This is a genomic window from Streptomyces sp. NPDC045026 (assembly GCF_056432625.1).
Genome location: NZ_JBWKIS010000038.1, coordinates 22,887 through 46,612 on the forward strand (window position 1 = coordinate 22,887; position 23,726 = coordinate 46,612).

Consider the following 23,726-nt stretch of genomic DNA (forward strand, 5'->3'; position numbering starts at 1 on the left):
GTCAGATGCTCAGCGGCCAGATCGGCTGCACAGTCACATGCGTCTCGGGCCCCAGAGCACCCCACAGAACCTGAACAGATGAACTTGACAGGGAACGTGACGGTTCAGGGCGTCGGTCCCTGCGAGATGGTGGATGCCTGTTGCTCCGCCCGACGCCAGTTCCAGGAGGCCGGTCGCCAGGTCCGAGACATGGACTGGGCAGCGGATGTCGGCGGTGAACAGGGCGCCATCGACTGTGCCGGCGGCCAGTTGGTGCACCAGCTGCTCGTGCTCGGAACTCCCGTGGCCGATGATCAGCGACGTGCGGGCGACAACGGCCTTCGGGTGGACCGCGAGGACCCCTGTCTCGGCCGCGGCCTTGGCTGCGCCGTACGGGGTGGCAGGATCCGGGAGACAGGACTCGTCGTAGTGGACCCGGCCCGCACCGGAGAACACCGCGTCGCTCGACACGTGAACCATGCGGGTTCCGTGCCTCGCCGCGACGATCGCGAGCTGAAGAGGACCTTCTGCAGTAACCGCCCAGTCGGCCCCGCCGCTCGATGCGTTGATGACCACGGCCGGATTCACGTCGGCAATGACGGCGTCCAGCCTTCCCGCGTCCCGCAGATCGAGGGGGCACCACGCGGTCGGGGATGAGCGCCCCGGCCCAGTCGCGTACGTCGCGACGGTCGTGTGCCCCGCCGTCCTCGCCTGCCGGATCAGTTCGGACCCCAGGAAGCCGCTGCCACCGACGATCAGAATGGTCATGCGCGTCACCGTAGCCCCGCAGGCCCAACGGCGAAGGCGGTCACCCCGGTGTTCGGGTGACCGCCTTCGCCGTTGGGCCTGCGGGACCGGTTCTACTTTCCGGGGCGTCCGAGCTGGTGGATGGTCCAGCCTGCCGAGCGCCAGGGCGCGGGGTCGAGGGTGGTGCGGCAGTCGACGAGCAGGGGGTTGGCCGAGCGGCCGGCCAGGGCCTGGGGGTCGGCCTGCCGGTATTCGGGCCATTCGGTGGCCAGGACAACGAGCTCGGCACCGTCGAGGGAGGCGCCCAGGTCGTCGGTGTAGTCCAGCTCCGGGTTGCGGACCATCGCCGTGGGCACGGCTTGCGGGTCGTGAACCGTGACGATGCCGCCGGCCTGTTGGAGAGCCTGGGACAGGGCGAGGGCCGGGGACTCGCGCACGTCGTTGGTGCCGGGCTTGAACGCAGCCCCCCACACGGTGATGCGGGCGCCCTTGATGGGGCGCTCCCCCAGGGCGCGGGTGATGAGCCCCAGGGCCACGGTGGTGCGGTTCTCGTTGATCTCCTCGGCGGCCCGCAGCAGGGTGGCGGCCTGTTCGGCGCCGAGCTGTCGGGCGGAAGCGGTGAAGGCGCGGACGTCCTTGGGGAGGCAGCCGCCGCCGTAGCCGATGCCGGGTCGCATGCCGCCGCTGCCGATGCGGGGGTCGATGCCCAGGATGTCGACGATCTGGGAGACGTCGCCGCCCGCGGCCTGGCACATGTCGGCGACTGCGTTGATGTAGCTGATCTTCAGGCCGAGGAAGGTGTTCGCGGCGCCCTTGGCGAGCTCGGCGGTCTGCGGGTCGGTGACGAAGATCGGGACACCGGCGTCCAGGATGGGGGCGTAGACCGTGCGGATGGCCTTCTCGGCCTCGACGGTGGTCAGGCCGGCGATGAGACGGTCCGGGCGGAGGGTGTCCTCGACGGCGTGGCCTTCGCGAAGGAACTCCGGGTTCCATACGACGTCGACCTGGTCGCCTGCGGGGGCCAGGCGCTGGGCGAGGGCGGTGACCTGGCTGGTGGTGCCGACGGTGACCGTGGACTTCCCGACGATCGTGCATGCCCGGTCGAGGTGGGGGGCGAGCTGACGGATCGCGCCGAAGACCTGTGCGGTGTCGTAGGAGCGGCCGTCAGCGTCGATGGGTGTTCCGACGCCGATGAAGTGCAGCTCGGCGAAGTCGGCGGCCTCACTGATGTCGGTGGTGAAACGCAGGCGCCCGCTCGCGGTGTGGCGGGCGAGCAGGTCCGGCAGGCCGATCTCGTAGATGGGGCATTCGCCGGCGTTGAGCCGGTCGACCTTGGCCTGGTCGACGTCCACGCCGATGACTTCGTGGCCGAGCTCGGCCATGGCCGCAGCGTGCGGGATGCCGAGGTGACCGCAGCCGATCACGGAAACACGCATTCCAGGTCGTTCCTTGTCTCGTCGGGGGCACACCGGAATCGGTGTGCCCCCGACGATATCGGTTGGCGAGTAGGACCCAAGTCTGGTCACTCAGTGGTTCGTTGAGGAGTTCGAGTGGGTGACACAAGGGCGTTCGGGACACCGGGTTGGGTGTGGGCCGACGGTACGGTCAGCGGTTCGGCCCACGGCGTCCAGCGCGCTGGACAGGGCTGTGATCAGGAAGTCGATGTCATCGTCGGACGAGGTCAGTGGGGGTGCAACGACGAGCCCTTCACTCTTGGGGTCCCCGGCGCCGGTGAACGGGTAGAAGAAGACCCCCTGTTCCTCAGCCGCCTTCATCACGGGCCAGAGCTGCCCCGAGGTGACCTCCACGCCGTACAGGAATCCCAGCCCGCTTATGTCCTGCACGGGCCCGACGCCGTTCAGGGACTTCATGGCCTGCCCGAGGTGCTCAGCGCGCTCCGAGAAGGCGGTGAAGTCCATCGCCTCCAGTTCGTCGAGGACGCCCAGGCATGCGGCCGCCATGAGGGGATGGGTGGCCATGGTGCCCATCGCGGGCAGCGGGTCGGCGTCCTCATGCCGGATGAACGGGGCGATGTCGGGCGACACCAGCACCGCGCCGACGCCCGTGTACCAGGCGCCCAGCCCTTTGGAGAGGATCACCATGTCGGGCTCGCAGCCGTCCCAGTGGTGGCTGGCAAGCGGTGTCCCGGTGCGCCACATCCCGGTCAGCACCTCATCATGGGATGACGAGGACGTCCCGCTCCCGGCAGACCTCAGACACCCTGTGCAGGTAGCCGTCAGGCGGCACGAAGGCGCCGCCCGTAGTCCCGTTGACGGGCTCGATCAGAACCCCGGCGACGTTCTCGGCCCCGCGGCTGTCGATCTCCTTCGCGATCTCGTCGGCGCACAAGGCATCGCAGCCGCGGCCCTGGTGCGCATGCGTCGGCGGGTAGGGCGCCGGGAATTGAGGGGCCGAGGCCGAGCGCATCTCCCGGGCGCGGCCTGCGGGCGTGGTTGCCGGCGAGTGCGAGGGTCAGCGCCGACATCCCGTGGTAGCTCAAGGTCGAGGCCAGGATGTCCCCTCGCAGTTTCCCGTCGCGTACTCGGGTGATGTTCCGCGCCAGTCCCACAGCCACTTCGACGCCGAGGGTCCCGCACGTGGTCAGCGCAACCGAGTCGGCGGGGCGGCCCACGGCTTAGCACAGACGGTCCATCAGCTCCATCTGAATGCGGGGCTGGACAACGGCGGCGCCGCCGAACGAGTACCGGCTGAACTGCTCCTCGATCCTGGCGTGGACCTTGGGGCTGCTCTGGCCGACATCGGTGCAGAGCAGCCCGCTGGATCCGTCGAAGATCCGGGTGCCGTCGGCGCAGTGAAGCCACGGGCCCTGCGATCCCACGACCTCGAAGTCCGGCATGGGGCGGGATGATGTCAGCAGCCGCTCACGGTTCTGGGCGTACGAATCCACTCTGGGGAGTCCGTTCTCGGGTGTGTTCACGGGATGGGGCCGCGCACGGCGCTCGTGCGCGGCCCGGGGGACAGCGCCGGTCAGACTGCCTGGGTGGAGACGGCGAGGGGCACGCCCAGCTGGCGGCACAGTGCGACGAGCGAGACGTAGGCAGCTGGGCTGCTCGCGGCCGGTTCTGCGCAGCAGCGGGGTGTACGTTCAGGGGACGCCTCACCGTGGCGCCCGGTGCGCGCTCCACCACCTGGCGCTCGTCCTCCTCGTTGACACAGTGGGCGGCCGCCCCGGCCGCCGTACGGCGGCGACGTTCTGGGCGGCATTCTCCGCCCCGCTCCCACCCACGCCACGAGTAGCACGCGTCCCAGGCCCGGCGCCCGGAAGCACTGCTTGATCCGGACGACCACGACGACGTGTCCGTGCTCATCGACCGACCCAGACCGCGCCCTGACCCACTGCGGACGCTGGCCAACCGGGGCCAGCTCGTGCTCCAGCGCTCACTTGACCGCGTGTACCGAACCGTTGCTCGCATCGGCACTGTCGCCTCCCAGATCAACTTCCTTTCCCTCCATCACTGTTCCGCCGGTCCCTGCCCTCCCCCGCCGTGCAAGCTGCAGGACCTTACCGGTATCGCAATCCGCCCAGAACCGCGAGAAGAACACACGTCTGGCACGGCGGCGGTCTCACGGATGATGGTCGTATGCCGTCTTGGCCGCGCAGGACTGCAGGAACTTTCCTCCCACTTCGCGCTACGTCGCGCCGCCTACCAGCGCCTGACCCAGCCACGCCGCCGACGGGCGGATACAGCGCGACGTCAAGCGGCTCACTGACGCCCCAGGCATGGGGCGACTGCGAGAGGGGCGCAGCGGCAAAGCTGTCGTCGTGTCGTCGCAGCCGCAGTGGTCCGCCCCCGGTGACGTTCCCGACCAGCTGAGCCGTGATGCCTCACCATCGCAATCCGGGCGGCAGTGCCAGAGCGTTCCCAGGCGCTCACCTCTGGGAGTAGCCGAGGTCCGCAGACCGAAGAATCCAAGCTGTTGGAATATTCCGACGCAACAACTTGCCGAGTCATGGCCCTCCTCACATCCAACATAGTTTTTTGTTCAACCATCTAGGAGTAGTGTCGCTAATGCCTGATCAAAGGCAGCCGTGGCTCTGTTCTTGCAGGTCACGGGGCAAGCTAGGAGGAAAGATCATGGGATACACGTTTGCGCGTCGGGCTGCCATGGCGGTGGCCTCTGTGGCAGTCGCAGCGGCCGGACTCCTCGCCACTGGCGGTTCCGCCTTGGCGGCGGCCCCCACGACTGGCGACCGGCCTGCCGTCGTTTCTCACTCCACGCAGTCCGCTGACGCCCACCACGATGGCCGGTCCGGCCGCTGGGATGAGGGCGGGGGCAGGCACGGCGAGGATGGTCGTGGGTACTGGGTCCACCACCGTGATGGACATCGCCACTGGGGCCGGGACCATGATGACCGCGGCCGCTACCGGGTAAGCGAAGACGATCTTCGTCGTCAGTGGATCCTCGACCAGATCTACTGGCTCGGTGACCACGGCACACGTCACTAGTGGGTCCGCGAACACAAAGGTCGTCCATGCTGCTGGAACACTGCCGTTGATTTTGTGGAACACACACAGGCGGCCACTTCGACCACAGCGGTGTACGACGACGGCCGCTCCCTTCACTGGGAGGGCAACCGATGGGCACTGGCACCGGTGCCCACTCAACGGGCTCTCGACGCTGTGGCGAGGCATGATGCGCACGGGCTGCCATGGCCCGTTCACAGGAGAGAGCCACCTCGCGAAGGCGACCCTTCGGCAGGTGCACGTCATCTAACGAAGGCGCCGCCAGAGGGCACTGGGCCAGCCTGGGCGCACCCCTCTGGGGGCAATATCTCCTGCATCGGACCAGCAATCCGGTGCAGAATCCACCGGTCGCGGATGGCCACCGGTGGATGATCAGACTACGGCTGGGGAATCCGTACTCAGCCGCGGGGCGGAATTCGCAGTCACTTCAAGGGACGGCAGTGACTGGTACACCGAATGCCGCCCCGCGGCCCTGAGCGCGAGGCCGGCAGAACGAGCCAGTCTCCTTTCAACTCTCATCTCTGGTCACCCGACACGTCTTTGACGGTCCTACGCGCCGGGCAACAGGTGGACTCTGCAGTCACCGTCCGTCCCATGCAGCCGGTTTGATGTTCCATCAGTGCCCTCCACGGCTCGGCCCAGCGTCCGCACTGGACTGCCATCGGTCTGGCAGCATGATGTATACGCGAGCAAGGAGGGGGCTGGACCATGCCGCGGACGGGATCTGCGCCCAGCTCCCGGGCGTTCAAAGTCGGGGTGTGGCGGTCGCTGATGGAGGTTCACAACACCGTGCTCCGCGAGATCGAGCATGAGCTCGCGGAACGTCATCGTCTCTCGATCAGCGAGTTCGACACCCTGGTGAACATCCCGCTCAAGGGCACACGCCTGCGCGAAGAGCCATGCTCAAGACCTGTGGATCGAACTCGGGGAGCACGCGAAGGGCGTACCTTGCCGAGTGATCGACTGATGGTCATCGAGTAGGCCGGTGTTCGCAGCACCGGTCGGGAAGGCACGCCCGTGCTCAGCCTAGTCAACGACCACGGCACCGCCGCCAACGGCTCCTCCTTGATCGACGAGATCGTCCGGGACGGCGCGAGGCGGATGCTCGCCGCCGCCCTGGAGGCCGAAGTCAACGCCTATATAGCCGAGTTAGCCGACCAGCGCGACGAGAACGGTCGACGGCTCGTGGTCCGCAACGGCTACCACCAGCCCAGGAAGGTCACCACCGCGGCCGGGGTGGTCGAGGTGAAGGCCCCCCGGGTAAATGACAAGCGCGTTGACGAGGCCACGGGCGAGCGCAAGCGGTTCTCCTCCGCGATCCTGCCGCCGTGGTGTCGCAAGTCCCCGAAGGTCAGCGAGGTACTGCCCTTGCTCTACCTGCATGGCCTGTCCTCGGGCGATTTCGTCCCGGCACTGGAGCAGTTCCTCGGCAGCGCGGCCGGGCTGTCGGCGGCCACCGTCAACCGCCTCACCCAGCAGTGGCAGGCCGACCACATAGCGTTCATGGACCGTGACCTCGCAGAGGTCGACTACGTGTACGTGTGGGCCGACGGCATCCACCTCAACGTCCGTCTGGAGGAGGCCAAAGCCTGCGTCCTGGTGCTCATCGGGGTCCGCGCAGACGGCTCGAAGGAGCTGGTCGCGCTCAAGGACGGCTACCGCGAGTCCGCCGAGTCGTGGGCTGACCTGATGCGCGACTGCGCCCGCCGGCGCATGCGCGCCCCGGTCCTGGCGGTCGGCGATGGCGCCTTGGGCTTCTGGAAAGCCCTGACCGAGGTGTTCCCCGAAACCCGCGAGCAGAGGTGCTGGGTCCACAAAACCGCAAATGTGCTCGACTCCATGCCGAAGTCCGCGCAGCCCGGCGCGAAGAAGGCCATCCAGGACATCTACAACGCCGAGGACCGCGACCACGCCGAGGCGGCGATCAAGACGTTCGCCAAGCTCTACGGCGCGAAATTCCCCAAGGCCATCAAGAAGATCGTCGACGACAAGGACCAGCTGCTGGCGTTCTACGACTTCCCGGCTGAGCACTGGATCCATCTGCGGACCACGAACCCCATCGAGTCCACGTTCTCCACGGTCCGGCTGCGGACCAAGGTCACCCGCGGCGCCGGCTCCCGCACCGCCGCCCTGGCGATGGTCTTCAAGCTCGTCGAGTCCGCCCAGCAGCGGTGGCGAGCCGTGAACGCACCCCACCTCGTCGCCCTCGTCCGCGCCGGAGCGCGCTTCGAAGGCGGCCGACTGGTCGAGCGGCCCAAGGAGCGAGCGGCATGACGGCCATCGACCTGCGGCCGGCCACCTACGCGGACAGCGAGTACTGCTTTCAGCTACACAAAGCCGCCATGGGCGCCTACGTCACGGCCATTTGGGGCTGGGACGAGCAGATCCAACGCGACTTCCACACCCGCGCGTTCACCCCGAAACAATGGCAGATCATCATCGCCGATGGCGCGGACGCCGGCATGCTCCACGTCGAGCACCAGCCGACGGCGATCTACCTGGCGCGGATCGAGCTCCACCCCGACTACCAGGGACGCGGCATCGGCAGCGAGCTCATCCGCAGCCTCCTGGACCAGGCCCGCCTGCAGGGCCGGGACCTCACCTTGGACGTCCTCGTCGTCAATCAGCGGGCCAAGGCCCTCTACCGGCGGCTGGGCCTGCACGAAGTCACTCGGCACGGCGAGAACAACATCAAGATCAGGATGTCGACCAAGCCACCTCAGCCTGGCCTGATCCACAGATCTTGACAATGACTCCTGCGCGAACTCAAAGACCGGGTGGTCCTGACGCAGAGCGCGGTCAGTCGCTTGTGCGACAAGCTTGCCGACCGCGGGCTCATCACACGCTCGCCCCTGGAAGAGGACGCGCGCGGCGCAATGATCCATCTCACCGACGCCGGGCGGAAAGTGCACCGCAACGCTGCCCGTACCAATGCCGAGGTGGTGGAGAGGACGTTCGCCGACCGGCTGTCACAGACCCAGCTGGAGTCTCTGCATGAAATCCTCGCCCAGCTGAACACGGAACACCATCCGGAGGGTTGCGACGTCACCGAGTGACATCGCAGCAGCGAACCAGCGCTCCCGATCCCCCCGTACTCATCTGCGTGCGGTCCGAAACCGGCCGCCCTGAGGAGACCCCACCCGGCCGCAGCAACCGCCTCGACAGTGGTCGGGCTGAGGACAAGCGCGTCAATCGCTTCAGCGCCAGCTGTGACTGACCACGGGCGCTCCCTGCAGTTCGGAATCTTTTCCGACGCTCTAGGCCTGCAGGATTCCCGCACTCCTGGAGCGCGAAAGTGACTGATACAGAGGGCCTGGATCCCATCTGCATCCAAGACCGCCCGTACCAGGCGGAGTTTCCTGACGCCCGGGCGCTGATGGCGACCGTGCTGGCCCGTACCGAGCGCGTATAGGTGTTCCCTGATGTGCTGAGTCTGCCACTGCGTCCTCCAGCGGTCATGACGACGATGGCAGCGAGCCCGAACGTGATGTCCGGCGGCCGTTTCGAGCTGGCTGTCGGGGCGGGCGCATTCTGGAACGCCATCGGAGCAGTAGGGCCCCCGGCGACAACCGCGCGGCGATCCAACTCGCCACGACGATCAATTGCGCAAAGAAAGAACGCCGGACCCTGTGTGAACGCCGCCCGAAACGAAAACGAAGCTGACAACCCACGCTCCCAACACCGCCGGGAGCAGCGAGGTCCGACACCAAGATCCGGCTGAGAGTGCCCGGCCGCTGCATCCGCAAGCCACCTGGCCCCGTGCCCGCGCCAGTTGATCGCCGTGGCGCGCTGCGGGTGCAGCGAGTACGGTCGCTTCAGTTCTCCGAGGGGATGCGCGCGGCAAGCTCCCGGGCGAACCACTCGGCTTCATCACTCAGCTCATCCAGGCCCTCCGCAGCAATCAGTTGAAGAAGACGCAGCAGGTCGTGGGCCTCGTCGAGGGTGAGCAATTCCAGACGGCACGCTGTGGTGTCCTGCGCCGGGATCAGGCTGATGGCATCCGAGTTCATGTCCTGGAGAACGACCGCCACAACCAAGAGGATCTGGAAGAGCTGCCAGAGCACCCGCACGGACCTACCCATATCCGTGCACCTGCCGAGCTGCGCCCCTCGCGACGACCACCGAGGGCTTGGCGTCGGGTTCTGCCATAGGTTTGTCGCCACAACTGGTCACTGACCGAAGGATGACCGCCCCACCGCGTTCTGCGCGTCTACTGCCGCGAGCACCGTGTCAGCCAGCTCTGCAACGGACCGTCCGCCACCCGCGTCGATGCGATCCATACCCAACCTGTCGAGGGCATCGATCATGAGTGTCTGGTAGCGCTCCGTACGGGCCAGGAACTTGTCCATCAGACGCCGTTCTGCCTCTGTAGCTGCTTCATAGCGGCCCGCTGCATGAACGCGTGCGCGCACCACGGCGTCGTCCGTGGTGAGCCACACGGCGGCCGTGCGCGGGACCTGCAGCCTCGCGACGCGGACGGGCCAGAGCGCCGCCCCCTCCAGAACCAGGCCCGTCCTGCCATGGCCCTCAGCTGCATAGGTCGTGATCAGCTCTTCGATGCGGGGCCACAGCCGATCGTAGTGGCCGAGAACGGACGTGATCAGTTCGTCAACCGTGAGTGATCCGTAGTGCTCGGCGACGTGTGCCGGCACCTCCCACTCCGGGGTTCTCCAGGGTCGCCCGGGGTGCCGCGCCAGCCCGTCAGTGGTCAGGCACTCGAACCCGAGCTTCTCCGCCACCGCATGGGCAACGGTCGACTTTCCGACGTTCGACGTCCCGCCGATCAATACCACCCGCACATCGTGCACGCCGACGACCCTACTGATCCTTTCGGGACGATGCCTACAGGTGCGGTCGAACGGGAGCGAGGGCGGTATGGCACCGGTATGGAAGGCTGCACCTCGCAGACCGCCTTTCGTCGGCGGGAGTTGAGGGCACGACGGGCGATGCCCTACGCAGCCAGATTGGACGTCTCGTGACCAGCGACAACAGCCGCGCTCCGCACACGCCGTTCCGCCTCCTCGTCACCGGCGGCGGAACGGGTGGCCATACCTACCCGGCACTCACGGCCATCCGCGCGCTGCGGGACCGGCTCGCAGGTGAGGGCCGCGGTCTGGATGCTGGCATCTGGTCCAGGAGCTGTCGGTGAACGTGCGGGTCGACGTCCACGCGACCGGCAAGACAGTGACAGCCGTCGTACCGTGCCCCACCAACGTCGCCCCACAGGACTGAAAGAGCGTTTTCTCCCCTTGGGGGTGTTTGCGTAACTCGAGGGCAACGGCGAGTTGGGGCCGCGGCCCCTATGCGTGTGAGGGCCGGACCGGCACGTTCCTGATCGGTCGACGTTGAACTGGCCCGTCAGCCTGGCGAATCACGAGCACCCCATCGAATCGGACAGCGGCTGTGCGTTCCGGTCCGTGATCAAGTGGACCTTCCATCCCTTCTTACCCGACCAGTGCGCTGATGCGGGGCCTGCGCATTGCTGGCGTGAGCGGGACTTGCGCGTGGACCCATGATGCGCTTCCCTCCGGCGGCCCGGCGGCGTACACCAGCGCGCAGGATGGGGCCACCGTCCGGGTGTCGGCGATTTCCTGACTTCCTTTCGGCGCCCTGTGGCCACCGCTGTTCATCAAGCCCTCGCTGGCGCTTGGAAGATGTCCTGGAACGCTGTCATGCACTCCAGGCAGTGCCGGTCGGTCGAGTCCTGTCCGGCGACACCCTCACGCTGCCTGCGCTGTCCGCACAGCGTGGCGGCCGTGTCGGCCGACAGTACGTGCCACACCAGCCCACCGCCCGCGGCGTCCACTCCGACCCACATCTCGTGCATGTCCAGCTCCCTGGTAGACGGCCCCGCCTTTCCATCGCACCACCTGTCCGCCCATAGGGCCCCTCGGGGTGGAGCGGACGGGTGAGACGTTCACCCAGCCGTTTGCGTCTCCCCCCGGGGCGGGAAGGACGGGCCGGATCGGCGGCTGTCACGTTGCCTCGCGCCATGTCGCGAACGGACCAATGCGGTGCACGGCCCCACCATCAGGAGCATGGCCCACGTGTCGCTCCGCTGGGAGTCCACTCACCTCCCCGGCCTCGAAGTCCGACGCGGCACTGCAGGAGAGGTTCTGCAGGTGCTTCCACGCGAACCAGTCCGACTCGAAACCGGTGGGCTTCGTCGGGGCCGAGGACCCGGTGGGCGGTGCGGAACACGGTGATGACGTGCGGGGCACGGGTCGAGTAGTCCTCGCGGAGCATGCGGCGCACCAGGGCCGTGCTGTGGGCGGTGCGTTCGTCGATGCCGCTGCGGTCGAGGCGGATACGGGACAGGTCCTGGTCCGGGCGTCGCGGTCTGGACATACCTCACCGCGACGCCCGGGTGGCCTCGCTCTGCGAGCTTCACTCGATTGAGTGAGGCTCGCGAAGCGAGCAGTGGGTGGCGGGTGGAGATGGCGGATTCCGTTGAGCCGATCGCGCCGCTTGAGTTACGCCAGGTGATGGACGAGATCGTGTCGGCGGTGCGCGATGGAGACGATGCCCTGTTGGAGGCGTTACTCGAACGCTTCGCAGGTCTGGCGGACGCCAGGGCAGTGTTCATGCTGCGGCTGCGGTTGCACCAGGACCTGGAGAAGTGACCTCACGGCGTCAGCGCGCCGTCAGAGGCGCACGACGATCAGAGCGATGTCGTCCCCGGCGCCGCCGGCCACGCCGAGGCGGGCCAGCAGGGCGTCGGCGAGGTGATCGGGGCTCATGCGGGTATGAGGGGCGAGGGCGTTGGTGAGCCGGTGCAGGCTGACGTCGATGTCTTCGCCGCGGCGTTCGATGAGCCCGTCTGTGTACAGCACGAGGATGTCACCAGGGGTGTAAGGCAGGGAGGCTTGCGGGCGGGGAACGTGTTCGGGGCGGGCGCCGAGGGGCGGGTCGGTGGCCTGGTCCAGCAGGTCGTAGGTGCCGTCGGCGTGCACCAGGACGGGTGGGAGGTGGCCGGCGCTGCTGTAGGCGATCTGCTGGTGGCGGGTGTCGATCACGGCCTGGGCGGCGGTGGTTGCCAGCGCGCCTTCGACCGAGCGGGCGTACAGGCCGAGGACTTCCAGCGACTTGGCCGGCTCGGTCAGGGCCCGGACGGCGGCGCTCAGCGCGCTGCGGAGCATGCCCATGACGGTGGCAGCCTCCAAGCCGTGGCCGACGACGTCGCCGACCGCGACGCCGAATGAGCCCTCGGGCAGATCAACGACGTCGTACCAATCGCCGCACACGTTCAGCGACCCGACTGCGGGCAGGTAGCGCACTGCGACATTCCGGTGCCGGTCCAGGTCGGGCGAATGCAGCATGGCCCCCTGCAGGGTGAGGGCGACCTGGCGCTCCCGGGCATGCGCCTGGCGCAGCTCCTCGTTCAGCCTTTGCAGCTCCCGCGCCCGCGCGTACAGCTCGGCCTCCATCGCTTCTCGCCTATCCAGTGGTCCTCCTGTCGGTTTGGGTGGTCTGGAGCGGACAAATTCGGTCACGTCCTCCACCCGGTGGATAATCCACGCCACCCGCCCGTCCGGCCCGAGCACGGGGGTGTTGATCGGCGACCACCACCGCTCCTCGAACGCCCCCGGCCGGGACGGCACGGGGATGTCGTACTTCTGGACCGCCATTGTGTCCGGCTGCCTCCACCGCAGGACCCGGCACAGCGAGGCGTCCAGGTTCTGCACCCCGTCCGCGCTCTCATCCGCCGGATTGTCTGGGAAGGCATCAAACAGGTACTGGCCGACCAGGTCCTGCCTGCTCCGACCGGTGGCATGGAGGTAGGCGTCGTTGACGTCGACGATCACCAGGTCTGGCCCCAGCACCAAATACGGACTCGGCGTGACTGTGAACAACGCCTTGTAGTCAATGTTCGGTTTCATGGACTTGCGTCAGTCCTTTCCGCTGCCGGGGTCCCGAGCAGTGGGCCCGCCGTCACCTGTTTTGGCGGTGAAGGGGGCGGTGACTCGCCGACTGCGTCATGTGAAGCTGAGGACTTCGGCCACAGGCCGACGTGGTGTCGCCGTGCCTGGGGGGCCGTAGCCGAGACGGAACACCATGTGAACGAAGCCGGTCACAGAGGTCGGATCGCGTACGGACGACCGGAGCTCGGGCCATTCGAGAGGTTGCGACATCAGCGAGGCCGCAAGGCCGTCGAGTGTGGCCTGCAGGAGCACTCGCTGCATCGCCTGACCTGCTCGCAGCCAGTCCGCCGGAGCGTCCTTGACCGTGCCGAGCAGCGCGATCTGGGGGTGCTTCTCGAAGTTGGCCACGGAGCGGTCCGCCACCCGGCGCGGGGCGTCGAAATCCCGTACGGGGGAACTCACACCGTACTGCCGTGGACCGAGGGCATCCGCTGGAATGCCCTCGGTAGCGAGGCCTTCACCGGTCCTGCCCGTGCGCGTCCATGTCGCGATCTCCGCGCGTACGGCCTCATTCCCGGCCTCGAGGAACTCGGCGTCGTGCACGAGTTCCCTGACGGCGTCGGCATGCCAGGCGCCCGGTGTGATCAACCGACAGCCTTCCAGGAGAGCGGCCGAGCGAAGCCCATCGAGAATCGGATCGGGAATCTGTTCCTCAGAGAAGGGGAAACGGCTGGTGTGCCGCCGCCGTACAGCGGGATGGAGGTCCGCGAGACCGTGGTCCACGACGTCGGCCCGCTCGAGGCGTACGTCGGCCAGGTACCACGGGTCATCGGGGTCGGGAAGCAGCCGGGCGTCGGCGGTCCAGCCGTTGTGGATGGCGGCCACGCGCAGGTTGAACAGGGCGGCACCGCACCCGAGGTGCAGAGCGCGGTGCTCCGGATCGCCGTGCGGCAGCGTGCGGTCTGGATCGCCGTACAGCGCCAGGGAACGGCTGCCGGTGCGGTGGACGAACTTCCAGGGCTGTGCGTTGTGCATGGAGGGCGCCGTCACGGCGTCCTCGACCAGCGACGTCACGACCGCCGCCTCGAGTTGTTCTGTGGGGGACACGGTTCATCCTGTCTGTGAGGGATCGCCATAGCGTGTGCCGTACGGAGGCGATCGTGACGATGCGGGAATCGGCGGCGCCGGGAAGGGAACGGCGTCGTTGCCAGGGGCTGCGTTCGAATGGTCTTCGCCAGGACCGACCTGGCCCATCGCGCCCACGCCGGCCTGGACGCAACGGCGCAGGGGACTTGTGGAACTTGCCCTGCCGCTGTATTTCTCGTTCAGCGCTTTTGGATGGCAGTGGGAGAGCAGTCCTTGACGGTCCTTTCGGACATCGATGAGGACGAGTCATGGAAGGCATCACCCTCTACTCCGCACTCAGCTCGCTCGTCGTGGGCGTCAACGGCTCGGCATCCGCGCGGACAGCAACGCTGTGGGCTGCCGCGGAGGCCAAGCGGCGCGGAAGCCGACTCCACGTCGTCCACGCAGCCGACACTGCGGGCCGCACTCACTACCTGTCCCACACCGACGTCGCTCGCGCCCACCGGGCCGGCCGCGAGCTGGTCTAGGAGACGGCGACGGCCGTCACCGTGAGCCACGCGGGGCTGCCAGTGAGCAAGGAGCTCAGCCGTAGTGGGCCTGCCCCCAGCCTCACCCGTGCGGCGGCAATGCGCACACCGCGCGGCGCGACACGATCGTGGCCGGACCGGACACAGACGTCTGGGCGGCTTCTCCTCGCCCATACTCACCTCGGTCAATCACAAGGTCGCGACTGGATCCGTTACGCCGGTCGTGGTGGTCCGAGACCGCCAAGAGCCGTCCGAGTCCGGCCGCCTGGTGCTCACAGCAGTCCCGGACGAGGGAGACCTCGGCCGCGCCCTGTGGGCCGCCCGCGAGGTCCTGCTGCATACGGCGCCGCTGCGACTTCCGCATGTCTGGAACTGCTGGGGTCTGTCGGTACGACGGTGACGCTCCGCTCACCTCGGCGACCTCAGCGAGAGCCGTCATCGGGTCCTGTTTGTGTGGAGCCCGTCTGACCGGGGGGGAGGGGAGGAGGCCAGACGGGCTCTGGTCCCGATTCTGAGCCTCGCTCCCATCCTGCGCATGAAGGAGCGGTGCGTTCGGATTGCCAGGAGCGGAGGGTCGGAGTGGATGGTGGGTACCGGTTCACGGACGGGCCGGGACCGGACGAGGCAGCGGCAGGGGTAGTCACCGAGCCGCCCGAAACGCACTCCCACCCGAGGGGCCGTTGAACCTCCCCGCCGGGCCGGCGCACTGCGCCGGCGGAACTTCCACGCGCTTGTTGCAGGTCGGCGGCTCCCGCACAGGGAGACGCCGCGGGAGGCCATCCTGGGCGGTCCGACGCGCTGCTGGCCACCACATCGTTCCGAACCCGCAGCTTGATACAGGTCGGGGCCGCGCAGCTGGTGCCCGCGCGGCCCCCGATCACGTAAGCGAACCTTCCCACCCCGTCCCGCACAAAGCCCGGTGCCAGCTGTTGGAGCCGGGGCTACGCCAGGCAGGCATACGGTGTGTGGGTCTACGTGGCTATGCAGGCGGGCCGGGGATGGTCAGACCAGGTTGATGTTCTCCGCCTGGGGGCATCACGACGGACGAAGCCGACAGGAGGAGCTCGGCAGTGTCCTCCGCGGAAATCTCGCGGTGCTCGCCGTAATCCTGGTCGCCCGACGGACCGGCCGCGATCCCGAAGCCACCAGCGATCACCGAGATGAAGGAGCGGTTCATCGCCTTGCACATGATGTAGGAAAGGTACGCACCGGAGGAGCCCACCAGTGCACCAGTGACGATCAGCAGGTCGTTTTGCAGTAGGAATCCCGAAGCGGCGGCCGCCCAGCCGGAGTAGCTGTTGAGCATCGAGACGACCACGGGCATGTCACCGCCGCCGATGGAGGCGACCAGGTGCCAGACGAGCGCCAGCGCCAGCGCCGTGACTTCGATCAGCAGCCCCAGTGCGGGAGTGATGCCGTACACCAGCGTGAGTATCCCGAAGACGACCAGCGCACCGACGTTGATGACGTTCTTGCCCGGCAGTAGCAGCGGAGCGGACTTCATCCGCGCCGAGAGCTTGAGGAAGGCGACGAGCGAGCCGGTGAACGTGACCGAGCCGATGAAGACGCCGATGAAGACCTCGGCTCGATGGATGCCGCCCGCGTGCGAGCCCGCCTCGAGGTGACCGTTCCGGCCGATCAGTACCGCGGCGAGACCGACGAAGGAGTGCAGCAGCGCGATCAGCCCGGGCATGCCGGTCGTCGTGTTCCGGGTGGATCAGCCCGGCGTTGGCGGCAGCGACAACTGACGGGCCGCGGCTTTGGCGCACACGACGAGGACGGCCCCGGTGACGCCCCGTACGTTGTGCCGACCAGGCGCGAACGACGGAGAGTGGAGCCCAGGATGACCGAACTGATCCCGTCGGAAATCACGCGGTCGGCGCCCGGGGCGGGCAGACGCACGCTCGGCGTGCTGCCCCTGGTCGGAATCTTCTTCTTCACTGTGTCCGGAGGCCCCTTCGGGCTCGAAGCCTCACTCTCCAGCGCCGGTCCGGGCATGACCCTGCTGATGATCGTCCTGTTGCCGGTGATCTTCGGCGTGCCGAACGCGCTGGTGGCAGCGGAGTTGAGTGCCGCGATACCGGTCAACGGCGGCTACTACTACTGGACGAAGATCGCGCTCGGCAGAGGTGCGGCATTCGTGTTCGGGGCCTGGAATTCGATCGGGTCGGTGCTGAACCTCGCCCTCTACCCGATCCTGCTGGTCGACTACCTGGCCACCTGGGTCCCGGTCATCGCCCGCGGGAAGGGGCTGGTGATCGTGGACCTGTTCCACGGCGGTTTCGTCGTGGACCTGCACTGGATCGTCACCGTCGCTCTCATCGTCCCGATGGCATACCTGAACTACCGCGGCTCCAAGGCGGTGAGCGAGTACTCGGTCGGGATGATGCTGCTGATCCTCGCACCGTTCGCGGTGCTGACGGTCCTCGGCATCTGGCATGCAGTCAGCAACGGGATCAACGTGCTCTCGCCCTTCACGGTGCCGGGGCAGAGCGTCCACTCGTCGGTGGCCGGCGCGCTCAGCGTGATCGTGTGGCTGTACCTCGGCTTCGACGGCCCGAGCACCGTGCTGGGCGAGATCGCCGACGCGCACCGCACCTACACCCGGGCCCTGGCCATCTCGGTTCCGCTGATCATCTCCGCCTACCTGCTGCCCACCATCGCCGCCATCGGCAGCGGGCTGCACCGGGGCTCGCCCGCCGACTGGGCCCAAGGCGACTTCATCGTGGTCGGCGACGCCCTGGGCGGAATCTGGCTGAAGGTGCTGATCTCCCTGGGATCGGCGCTCTCCCTGATGGGGCTGTTCATGGCGATCCTGCTGACGAGCACCCGGGTCCCGCGGGCGCTCGCCGCGGACGCGTACCTGCCGCGCTGGATGGCCCGGGACAGCAAACGGTTCAACACGCCGGTGGGTGCGCTGCTGGCGAGCACCACCGTCGTCGTCGTGCTCTCCGCCGTCGACTTCAGCTCGATCCTGCGGGCCACGGTGCTGCTTACCCTGGCCTCGATCCTGCTGGAATTCGTGGCCTTCCTGGTCCTCCGCTGGAGATATCCGCAGATGCTCCGGCCGGTTCGGGTCCCCGGCGGCTGGCCCGGTGCGGTCCTGGTCGTCGTGCTGCCCACAGCGATGATCGTGTACCTGGCGTGGAGTACGGCGGTCGACGAGGCCGCGACGTTCGGCACGAGTGTCGCGGTGGCGCTGCTGGCCGTGCTGCTGTATCCGCTGTGCCGACGGTTCGTCAAAGGCGACCGGCCGGACGCGGAGATCGACTCCTCCCAGGTCGAGCTGGGTCCGGACCGGTTCGCAGGATTCGGTTCGCGGAAGGCGGGCGTCTGATGGATGTGCAACGGGTGCTCTCTGGGCTTGCAGAGCGGTTGCGGACCTGGTGGCCGGTGCCGGGAATCGCGATCAGCGTCGTCGATGGGACCGGCGAGTCCGCGTTCGTCACCGCAGGATTCGCGAACGCGGAATCCGGGGCGCCGGTCTCCCGGCGCACGCGGTTCGAGATCGGTTCCATCAGCAAGACCTTCACCGCCTTCCTGCTCGGCATACTGGCGGACGAGGGGAAGGTGGACCTCGACGCGGCGGTCGCCGACCACCTGCCCTGGTTCGCCCCGAACGGCGGCTCCCGCGCGATCACCGTCAGGCACCTCCTGCAGCACACCTCCGGCCTGGTGGCCGGGGCCGACGCGCTGCCTGATGCCGCCGCACGCGGCTACGCGCTGCGTGATGCGAGGACCTGGGCCGAACCAGGTGAGCTGTTCCACTACTCCAACGAGGGCTACAACCTGCTGGGGTTGATCGTCGAGCAGGTGACGGGGGAATCGCTGGCGGACGCCATGGCCGGACGGCTGCTGCGGCCCCTGGGCATGCGCAACTCGGCGGCGCGGATCACTCACGAGGACATCGCCGAACTCGCCACCGGGTACCGGTTCCTGCGCGACGACCGCCCGCCGCTGCCGTCGGCCCCGCTCGCGCCGGCCGGCTTCTTCGAGTATTCGGCGGCCGATGGGAACGTGCTGGCAACCGCTTCCGACCTGGGCTTGTTCGCCCGCATGCTGCTGGGCCGGGGCACCCTGGACGGCACCACGATCATCGGGCCAGAGCGTCTCCGACAGATCGTCACGGTGCCTGCCGACACGGTCAGTTCCGGCTACGCGCTCGGCGTGGACGTGGAAGTGATCGATGGCCGCACCTGGCTGACGCACGCCGGCGGGATGGTCGGATACCGCTCATACCTCGCCGTCGACACCGACGGCGGGCACGGTGTCGCCGTGCTGACCAACGCCCCCGGCGAGTGCCAGATCATCGACCGCTTCGCCCGCCATGTGCTCGCCGTCGTCCAGGGAGCCCCGGCGGACCCGGCACTGTTCGACCCGGAGCGGATCCCCGACGCCCAGCGCTACGTCGGGATCCACGGAACGACGCCGCGTCAGATCCGCGTCGAGGCCACGGGCGACGACCGTCTCTCGCTCACCTCGGACGAGGTGACCGGCAGGCTGTACGACGCGGGGGACGGACGGCTGGTGTGCGATCACCCAGGATGGTCCGCCTACCACCACTCCCTGGACGGACGCTGGCTCTACGGACCCGAGTCACTGGGCCCCAGCCCCTCCGCGCCGACCGCTCCCCCGCATGCACTCGCAGGTCACTACCGGAGCTACACCCCCTGGTATCCCAGCTTCAGCATCGTGCAGCGGGCGGGACGACTGCACATGATCGCCGCGACCGGCGTGGAAGCGCCCTGCGACGAACCGGAACTTGTCCCGCTCGACGACGGGACGTTCCGCATCGGAGCCGACCCCCGGCTGCCGGAGCGCCTGACGTCCGGCCCCGCCCTGGACGGCGCGGTGCTCTGGGTCGACCTGGACGGGTGCCGCTACACGCGCTCGTTCCGGGGCCAGCCGGAGCCTTGGGAAGCGCCCGTCCGCAGCTCGCGCACCCGGAGCTAGAGCGAGCGCGAACGCTTTCCGACCCGCAGGTGCAGCAAGCGAGGGCACAGATCGAGGCGGCGGAGACACAGCTCGGGGCTGGAGTTGTGCACCCGCCTTCAGCTTTTCCAGGATCGCTACGAGCAGGCCGTGCGCGACGGTGACGCGGCAGTGAGCCCCAGCCGGGCGCCGACTGGACCGCGCGAATGCCGCATGTCCGCGCAAGGCCGCGGGACATGCCCACCGGTCAGACGTCCTCGACCCCCAGCATCTGTACGGCCTTGCGGGCCTGGTAGAAGTCCTCGTCGGACACCTGCGGGTCGTCCTCCGTGTCGTGGAGCCAGTCGGCCAGGTTCGCGACGGACCACGTCTCGAACTCCTCGGGCACGTCGAGGGTGGTCGTCCTGCGCAGGTGCGTGGCGACAGCGGCGTCCCGGACGCTGCGCGTGCTCACCTCGGTCATGTTCCGCACCGCCTTCCGGTGTCATCGGGGGATCGGACAGGCGACCTTGCCAGACAAAATCCGTACTGTCCAAAACGTCTGCGTGAGGCTGAAGCTACTCGAAGCGCAGCTTTCTTCGCGACGTCATCGCCCTCCGCCCAGACCTCGCTACGCCATGACCGACCAGGCGGCCCCCGGCAATCCCCCGCAGGAGGTACCGCAACCCACATGAGTGATCGAACACAGCATGACAGCCCGCCCCACCCGACCGCAGAAGGAGCGGGCCCGGTATTCGAAATGAGGTTCTAGATTTCGCCCGCCTCCACCCGTTACGGCTACAGCAGAACCGCCGTTACCCGATCACCTGTCCGCATCTCGTCCCTGAGGAGTCCCATGCATCCCGTACGCCGCCCCTCGCTCGTAAATCCTGCGTTCGAAAACACCGCTGCCTCCTCAGGCCCCAGCCTTCTCCTCACCTCCGGCCGCGCCGCCCTGCTCGCCGATGGATCACGACCGGATACGAGGTACCTGGCATGACGGATTCCACTCGTCTGCCCTCCCCCTCCACGCCTGGGTGGAGAGCGTGCTGGGCCCCATGGACGGTGTGCGGGACTCCTCGCATGACCGCGAAAACTCCCAGGTGTGGAGGGTGACCGGACGCGCCGGCGACCACTACGTGAAAGTGGCGCCCAAGCCGATCCTGTATACACGCGAGACCGGTGCCTACCGGGTGGCCGTTCCTCACCTCGGTCACGGCAATGCCCCGGTGCTGTACGACAGTTCCGCGGAGCTGCTCGCCCTGATTCTGACCGCCGTGGACGGTGAGCCGTTGAAGGAGGAGGAGTCACCCGCGCGCCGCCGGACGGCCCACCGGCAAGCCGGCCAGCTCCTGCGCCGCTGCCACGACGCGATGACCGGCGCCCTGGTCCAGCCGGAAGCCGACAGAGTCGTCGAGAACACGGTGGCCGGCCTGGACAAGCACCTCGCCGAGGCCGGTGACCACCTGTCCGCTACGGAAGCGGACCTGCTGCGACACCTTATGAGTGCGCTGCCCGGCTGCGGACCGCTACCGGCCGGGTGGCGGCACGGGGACTTCTGGGAGCGCAACCTGCTCTGGAACGGCCGACGCTGCGCCTTGATCGACTTCGAGCGCAGCGAACCAGGCCCCCTCGTCGCTGACTTCGTGAAACTCGCCACCTCGCTGTGGCCGGACCATCCCGAACGTCCCGAAGCCTGCTTCGCCCAGCGTCTTAGACAAGGCATGACCCGCTCCACCGAAAGGCAGAGCCATGCCCTCCCCCCCTCCCCCCCGTCAGCACGAGTTGCATCGCAGTCCGTCCTGTCAGCAGCGCAGTACGCCGCATACCGGCACGCGGTGTGGCTCGGCGCCGCCGCGATCATCACCGACCAGGTCGGCCGCGTCCTGCTGGTCCACCCGACTTACCGCGAGGACGACCGGTGGCTGCTGCCCGGCGGAGTCGTCGAACCCGGCGAACACCCGCACGTCGCCTGCCGGCGCGAGATCACCGAGGAACTGGGCCTGCCGGACCTGCCCCTGTCGGGCGTGCTCGCCGTCCACTCCCTCTCGCCGTACCACCCAGACATCAGGCCCGGCACGCCCTGCCCCGGAGAGATCCGGTACGTCTTCGACGGCGGAACCCTGGTGCCGGCCGTCGGCGAGGTGCGCGGTGCACGGTGGCGGTGACCGAGGAAGCCCAGCTCCCCCTGACCGACCCGGTGCGACTGGGCTGGATGCTTGATGAGACGGGCGAGGTCTACGGCGCAGTGGGGCCCAACGCCAGGCTCCGCCTAGCCGCCCGTGTCACCGGCATCGGGCCGGCGGCCGTCGACCCCGCCACCGGCCACCCCTTCGCACGCCTGCTCGCCACCCCCGCCCAGGCAGCCTCCCTGCTCGGATGGGGCCCGCCAGGAGCGCGGCAAGCCCGACTCACCGCTGAAACGGCCCGGGAGCGCTGGGGCCTGCCCACCGCTCGCCCCACCACCATCGACAAAGTCTCTCCGGAGGGGATGCGGCTGAGCTGACACGAACGACCACCCCGCCTCGACTCGTTCCGCATCGCGCCCCTCTGAGGTACACCATGCCGCTGTCGCACAACCACATCCGCACCACCGTCGAGACCTACCTCGCTCGCCACCCTCACGAGCGACCACAACTCGGCAGCCTCCTGGAAGCCCTCGACCGGCCCACCGACATCGCCAGCCGCTCCACCTTCTCCGGACACGTCACCTGCGGCGCCATCGTCGTCGACCCCTTCGGCCGCGTCCTGCACGTGCTGCACCTCGCGAGCGGGAAAGTCCTCGCTCCCGGCGGACACACCGAACCCGACGACGAGTCCCTCGCTGAGGCGGCCCTGCGGGAGCTTCACGAAGAGACCGGAATCCCACCCCAGGCCGTGGCACCGTGGCCCGGCTACGAGGCCGTGCCGTTCGACGTCGACACCCACGACATCGACGCCCACCCGGGCAAAGGCGAACCCGGCCACCAGCACTTCGACGTCCGCTTCCTCTTCCGCCTACGCACCGCGACAGAGGTGCCCGTGGTGCTACAGGAAGAAGAAGTCGGCGGCATCGAGTGGCGGCCCCTGGACAAGGTGGCCTCCCCCTCCCTGCGCGAGAAGCTCCTCAAGCTCACGCCCGCCGTCGAACCGGAGACCGCCAACGCCTCCGCCCTGATCTACAACGACCGCGGTGAGTACCTGCTCCACCTGCGCGACTACTTCCCCGGCCAGATCTGGGAGCCCGGCATGTGGTCCCTGCTGGGCGGCGGCCGAGAACCCCAGGACACCACCCTGGAACACACCGTGCGACGCGAACTCGACGAAGAAGCCGGACTGCTCATCCCCGACCTGACCCTGTTCGGCACCGAGGAAGCAGTCGACTCCGCCGATGCGACCGCGCCCATCGCCATCTACGCCGGCAATTGGAACGGCGACCCACGCGAACTCCGGCTGACCGAAGGAGTGATGCTCGCCTGGTTCGCTCCCGATGACCTCCACCGTCTGCGCATCACGCCCTCCACCAGCGACCTCGTGCGACGCCACGCCGCCACCTCCCCGGCCATCTCCTCCACTCCCGCCCCACAGGTCGGCCACTCTTCGGAGGCCGAGCCCCGACCGGCCCCTCCCATCGGCACCGTCCCCAACGTGATCGGCGTCCACCTCTATCTGGAGCGCCCCGACGGAACAGTGCTGCTCGGGCTGCGCCACCCCGACTCCGAGTTCGCACCCTCCACCTGGCACACCCTGGCCGGCCACTGCGAGCAGGAGAGCGCCATCACGTGCCTGATCAGGGAGTCACGCGAAGAGGCTGGCCTACTGATCGAGCCGCAGGACGTCGAACTCGCCCACGTCGTCCACCTCATCGACGGGGCCGGGGACCAGCCTCGCCTGGGGCTCTTCTTCCGCGCGCGGGCCTGGAGGGGCGAGCCGCAACTATGCGAGCCGGACAAGTGCACCGAGTGGAAATTCTGGGACCCGGCCGCACTCCCGGAGGCCCTCGTCCCTTACACCCGGGGCGTCATCGAAGCCATCCGCGCCGGTCACCTCTACTCGGAGACGGGATGGGCATGAGCCACCGCCGCCAGCTCGTCGAAGCCCTCCGTCGCCATATCCCCGCCCTGAGCCCGTGGGAGCTGTCCGTCTGA

22 protein-coding genes and 2 pseudogenes are annotated in these 23,726 nt (G+C 68.2%); 12 read left to right on the forward strand and 12 right to left on the reverse strand.

The genetic code is table 11. The features are described 5' to 3' along the window. Nucleotides 1-33: 33 nt before the first annotated feature. From AC07EJ_RS41915 to AC07EJ_RS41935, 5 genes are all read right to left on the reverse strand, one after another. The gene (locus tag AC07EJ_RS41915; RefSeq protein WP_389491623.1) at nt 34-747 is read right to left on the reverse strand and encodes an SDR family oxidoreductase; all 714 of its coding nucleotides are present in this window, start codon (nt 745-747) and stop codon (nt 34-36) included. Nucleotides 748-839: 92 nt separating this feature from the next. Further along, complete coding sequence (locus AC07EJ_RS41920; protein ID WP_389491614.1) at nt 840-2,162, reverse strand: UDP-glucose dehydrogenase family protein; 1,323 nt, start codon at nt 2,160-2,162, stop codon at nt 840-842. A 90-nt stretch (nt 2,163-2,252) separates the two neighbouring features. After that, nucleotides 2,253-2,897 (reverse strand): aminotransferase class III-fold pyridoxal phosphate-dependent enzyme, encoded by a 645-nt coding sequence (locus AC07EJ_RS41925; protein ID WP_478886201.1) that lies wholly within the window; start codon nt 2,895-2,897, stop codon nt 2,253-2,255. A gap of 4 nt (nt 2,898-2,901) precedes the next feature. Then, nucleotides 2,902-3,153, reverse strand: coding sequence for an aminotransferase class III-fold pyridoxal phosphate-dependent enzyme (locus AC07EJ_RS41930; RefSeq protein ID WP_389491617.1), 252 nt, complete (start codon nt 3,151-3,153; stop codon nt 2,902-2,904). A 208-nt stretch (nt 3,154-3,361) separates the two neighbouring features. After that, nucleotides 3,362-3,583, reverse strand: a complete 222-nt coding sequence (locus AC07EJ_RS41935; RefSeq protein WP_389491618.1) for a hypothetical protein — start codon at nt 3,581-3,583, stop codon at nt 3,362-3,364. 2,647 nt (nt 3,584-6,230) lie between these two features. On the opposite strand from AC07EJ_RS41935, the gene AC07EJ_RS41940 reads away from it, so the two are divergent. Genes AC07EJ_RS41940 through AC07EJ_RS41950 form a run of 3 tightly spaced genes read left to right on the forward strand, consistent with a single transcriptional unit; the run spans nt 6,231 to nt 8,269 of the window. Then, nucleotides 6,231-7,487 carry an IS256 family transposase gene (locus tag AC07EJ_RS41940; protein ID WP_478886202.1) on the forward strand — a complete coding sequence of 419 codons (1,257 nt, stop codon included), beginning with the start codon at nt 6,231-6,233 and terminating at the stop codon, nt 7,485-7,487. After that, nucleotides 7,484-7,960, forward strand: a complete 477-nt coding sequence (locus tag AC07EJ_RS41945; protein WP_478886203.1) for a GNAT family N-acetyltransferase — start codon at nt 7,484-7,486, stop codon at nt 7,958-7,960. Before AC07EJ_RS41940 ends, AC07EJ_RS41945 begins: the two co-directional genes overlap by 4 nt. A gap of 9 nt (nt 7,961-7,969) precedes the next feature. Further along, nucleotides 7,970-8,269, forward strand: a complete 300-nt coding sequence (locus tag AC07EJ_RS41950) for a MarR family winged helix-turn-helix transcriptional regulator (protein ID WP_478886222.1) — start codon at nt 7,970-7,972, stop codon at nt 8,267-8,269. A gap of 759 nt (nt 8,270-9,028) precedes the next feature. Here AC07EJ_RS41950 and AC07EJ_RS41955 read toward each other — a convergent pair. Then, nucleotides 9,029-9,277 (reverse strand): DUF6417 family protein, encoded by a 249-nt coding sequence (locus AC07EJ_RS41955; RefSeq protein WP_389479675.1) that lies wholly within the window; start codon nt 9,275-9,277, stop codon nt 9,029-9,031. Between the two features lie 105 nt (nt 9,278-9,382). After that, entirely contained in the window at nt 9,383-10,006 is a 624-nt protein-coding gene (locus AC07EJ_RS41960) for a hypothetical protein (RefSeq protein WP_478886223.1), read from the reverse strand. 182 nt (nt 10,007-10,188) lie between these two features. On the opposite strand from AC07EJ_RS41960, the pseudogene AC07EJ_RS41965 reads away from it, so the two are divergent. Next, nucleotides 10,189-10,344: pseudogene (locus AC07EJ_RS41965) on the forward strand (UDP-N-acetylglucosamine--N-acetylmuramyl-(pentapeptide) pyrophosphoryl-undecaprenol N-acetylglucosamine transferase); the annotation flags it as partial. Between the two features lie 498 nt (nt 10,345-10,842). On the opposite strand, the gene AC07EJ_RS41970 reads toward AC07EJ_RS41965, so the two are convergent. Further along, entirely contained in the window at nt 10,843-11,040 is a 198-nt protein-coding gene (locus AC07EJ_RS41970) for a hypothetical protein (RefSeq protein ID WP_389479674.1), read from the reverse strand. Nucleotides 11,041-11,650: 610 nt separating this feature from the next. Between AC07EJ_RS41970 and AC07EJ_RS41975 the strand changes: the two genes are divergently transcribed. Further along, nucleotides 11,651-11,836: a hypothetical protein gene (locus tag AC07EJ_RS41975; RefSeq protein ID WP_393588095.1), complete on the forward strand. Its 186-nt coding sequence runs from the start codon at nt 11,651-11,653 to the stop codon at nt 11,834-11,836. 21 nt (nt 11,837-11,857) lie between these two features. Here AC07EJ_RS41975 and AC07EJ_RS41980 read toward each other — a convergent pair whose 3' ends face one another. After that, nucleotides 11,858-13,093 carry a PP2C family protein-serine/threonine phosphatase gene (locus AC07EJ_RS41980; protein ID WP_389479671.1) on the reverse strand — a complete coding sequence of 412 codons (1,236 nt, stop codon included), beginning with the start codon at nt 13,091-13,093 and terminating at the stop codon, nt 11,858-11,860. A gap of 96 nt (nt 13,094-13,189) precedes the next feature. After that, nucleotides 13,190-14,182, reverse strand: a complete 993-nt coding sequence (locus AC07EJ_RS41985; RefSeq protein ID WP_389479668.1) for an Acg family FMN-binding oxidoreductase — start codon at nt 14,180-14,182, stop codon at nt 13,190-13,192. Between the two features lie 287 nt (nt 14,183-14,469). Between AC07EJ_RS41985 and AC07EJ_RS41990 the strand changes: the two genes are divergently transcribed. Together AC07EJ_RS41990 and AC07EJ_RS41995 are read left to right on the forward strand one after the other, a co-directional pair. Further along, nucleotides 14,470-14,688: a universal stress protein gene (locus AC07EJ_RS41990; protein WP_478886204.1), complete on the forward strand. Its 219-nt coding sequence runs from the start codon at nt 14,470-14,472 to the stop codon at nt 14,686-14,688. A gap of 226 nt (nt 14,689-14,914) precedes the next feature. Further along, the gene (locus AC07EJ_RS41995; RefSeq protein WP_326778270.1) at nt 14,915-15,088 is read left to right on the forward strand and encodes a hypothetical protein; all 174 of its coding nucleotides are present in this window, start codon (nt 14,915-14,917) and stop codon (nt 15,086-15,088) included. Nucleotides 15,089-15,712: 624 nt separating this feature from the next. Here AC07EJ_RS41995 and AC07EJ_RS42000 read toward each other — a convergent pair. After that, nucleotides 15,713-16,387 (reverse strand): annotated as a pseudogene (locus AC07EJ_RS42000) (NAD(P)(+) transhydrogenase (Re/Si-specific) subunit beta); the annotation flags it as partial. Between the two features lie 144 nt (nt 16,388-16,531). Here AC07EJ_RS42000 and AC07EJ_RS42005 point away from each other — a divergent pair. Together AC07EJ_RS42005 and AC07EJ_RS42010 are read left to right on the forward strand one after the other, a co-directional pair. Then, entirely contained in the window at nt 16,532-18,025 is a 1,494-nt protein-coding gene (locus AC07EJ_RS42005; protein WP_478886205.1) for an APC family permease, read from the forward strand. A gap of 14 nt (nt 18,026-18,039) precedes the next feature. Next, complete coding sequence (locus tag AC07EJ_RS42010) at nt 18,040-19,641, forward strand: serine hydrolase domain-containing protein (protein WP_478886206.1); 1,602 nt, start codon at nt 18,040-18,042, stop codon at nt 19,639-19,641. A gap of 226 nt (nt 19,642-19,867) precedes the next feature. Here the strand turns inward: AC07EJ_RS42010 and AC07EJ_RS42015 are convergent, their stop codons facing one another. Then, nucleotides 19,868-20,083, reverse strand: a complete 216-nt coding sequence (locus tag AC07EJ_RS42015; RefSeq protein ID WP_384063978.1) for a hypothetical protein — start codon at nt 20,081-20,083, stop codon at nt 19,868-19,870. A 574-nt stretch (nt 20,084-20,657) separates the two neighbouring features. Between AC07EJ_RS42015 and AC07EJ_RS42020 the strand changes: the two genes are divergently transcribed. Genes AC07EJ_RS42020 through AC07EJ_RS42030 form a run of 3 tightly spaced genes read left to right on the forward strand, consistent with a single transcriptional unit; the run spans nt 20,658 to nt 23,652 of the window. Beyond that, entirely contained in the window at nt 20,658-21,767 is a 1,110-nt protein-coding gene (locus tag AC07EJ_RS42020; RefSeq protein ID WP_478886224.1) for a phosphotransferase, read from the forward strand. Further along, nucleotides 21,758-22,105, forward strand: a complete 348-nt coding sequence (locus tag AC07EJ_RS42025) for a hypothetical protein (RefSeq protein WP_478886207.1) — start codon at nt 21,758-21,760, stop codon at nt 22,103-22,105. The genes AC07EJ_RS42020 and AC07EJ_RS42025 overlap by 10 nt, the downstream gene beginning before the upstream one ends. 56 nt (nt 22,106-22,161) lie before the next feature. Beyond that, entirely contained in the window at nt 22,162-23,652 is a 1,491-nt protein-coding gene (locus AC07EJ_RS42030) for an NUDIX domain-containing protein (RefSeq protein WP_389479655.1), read from the forward strand. Nucleotides 23,653-23,726 lie beyond the last annotated feature (74 nt).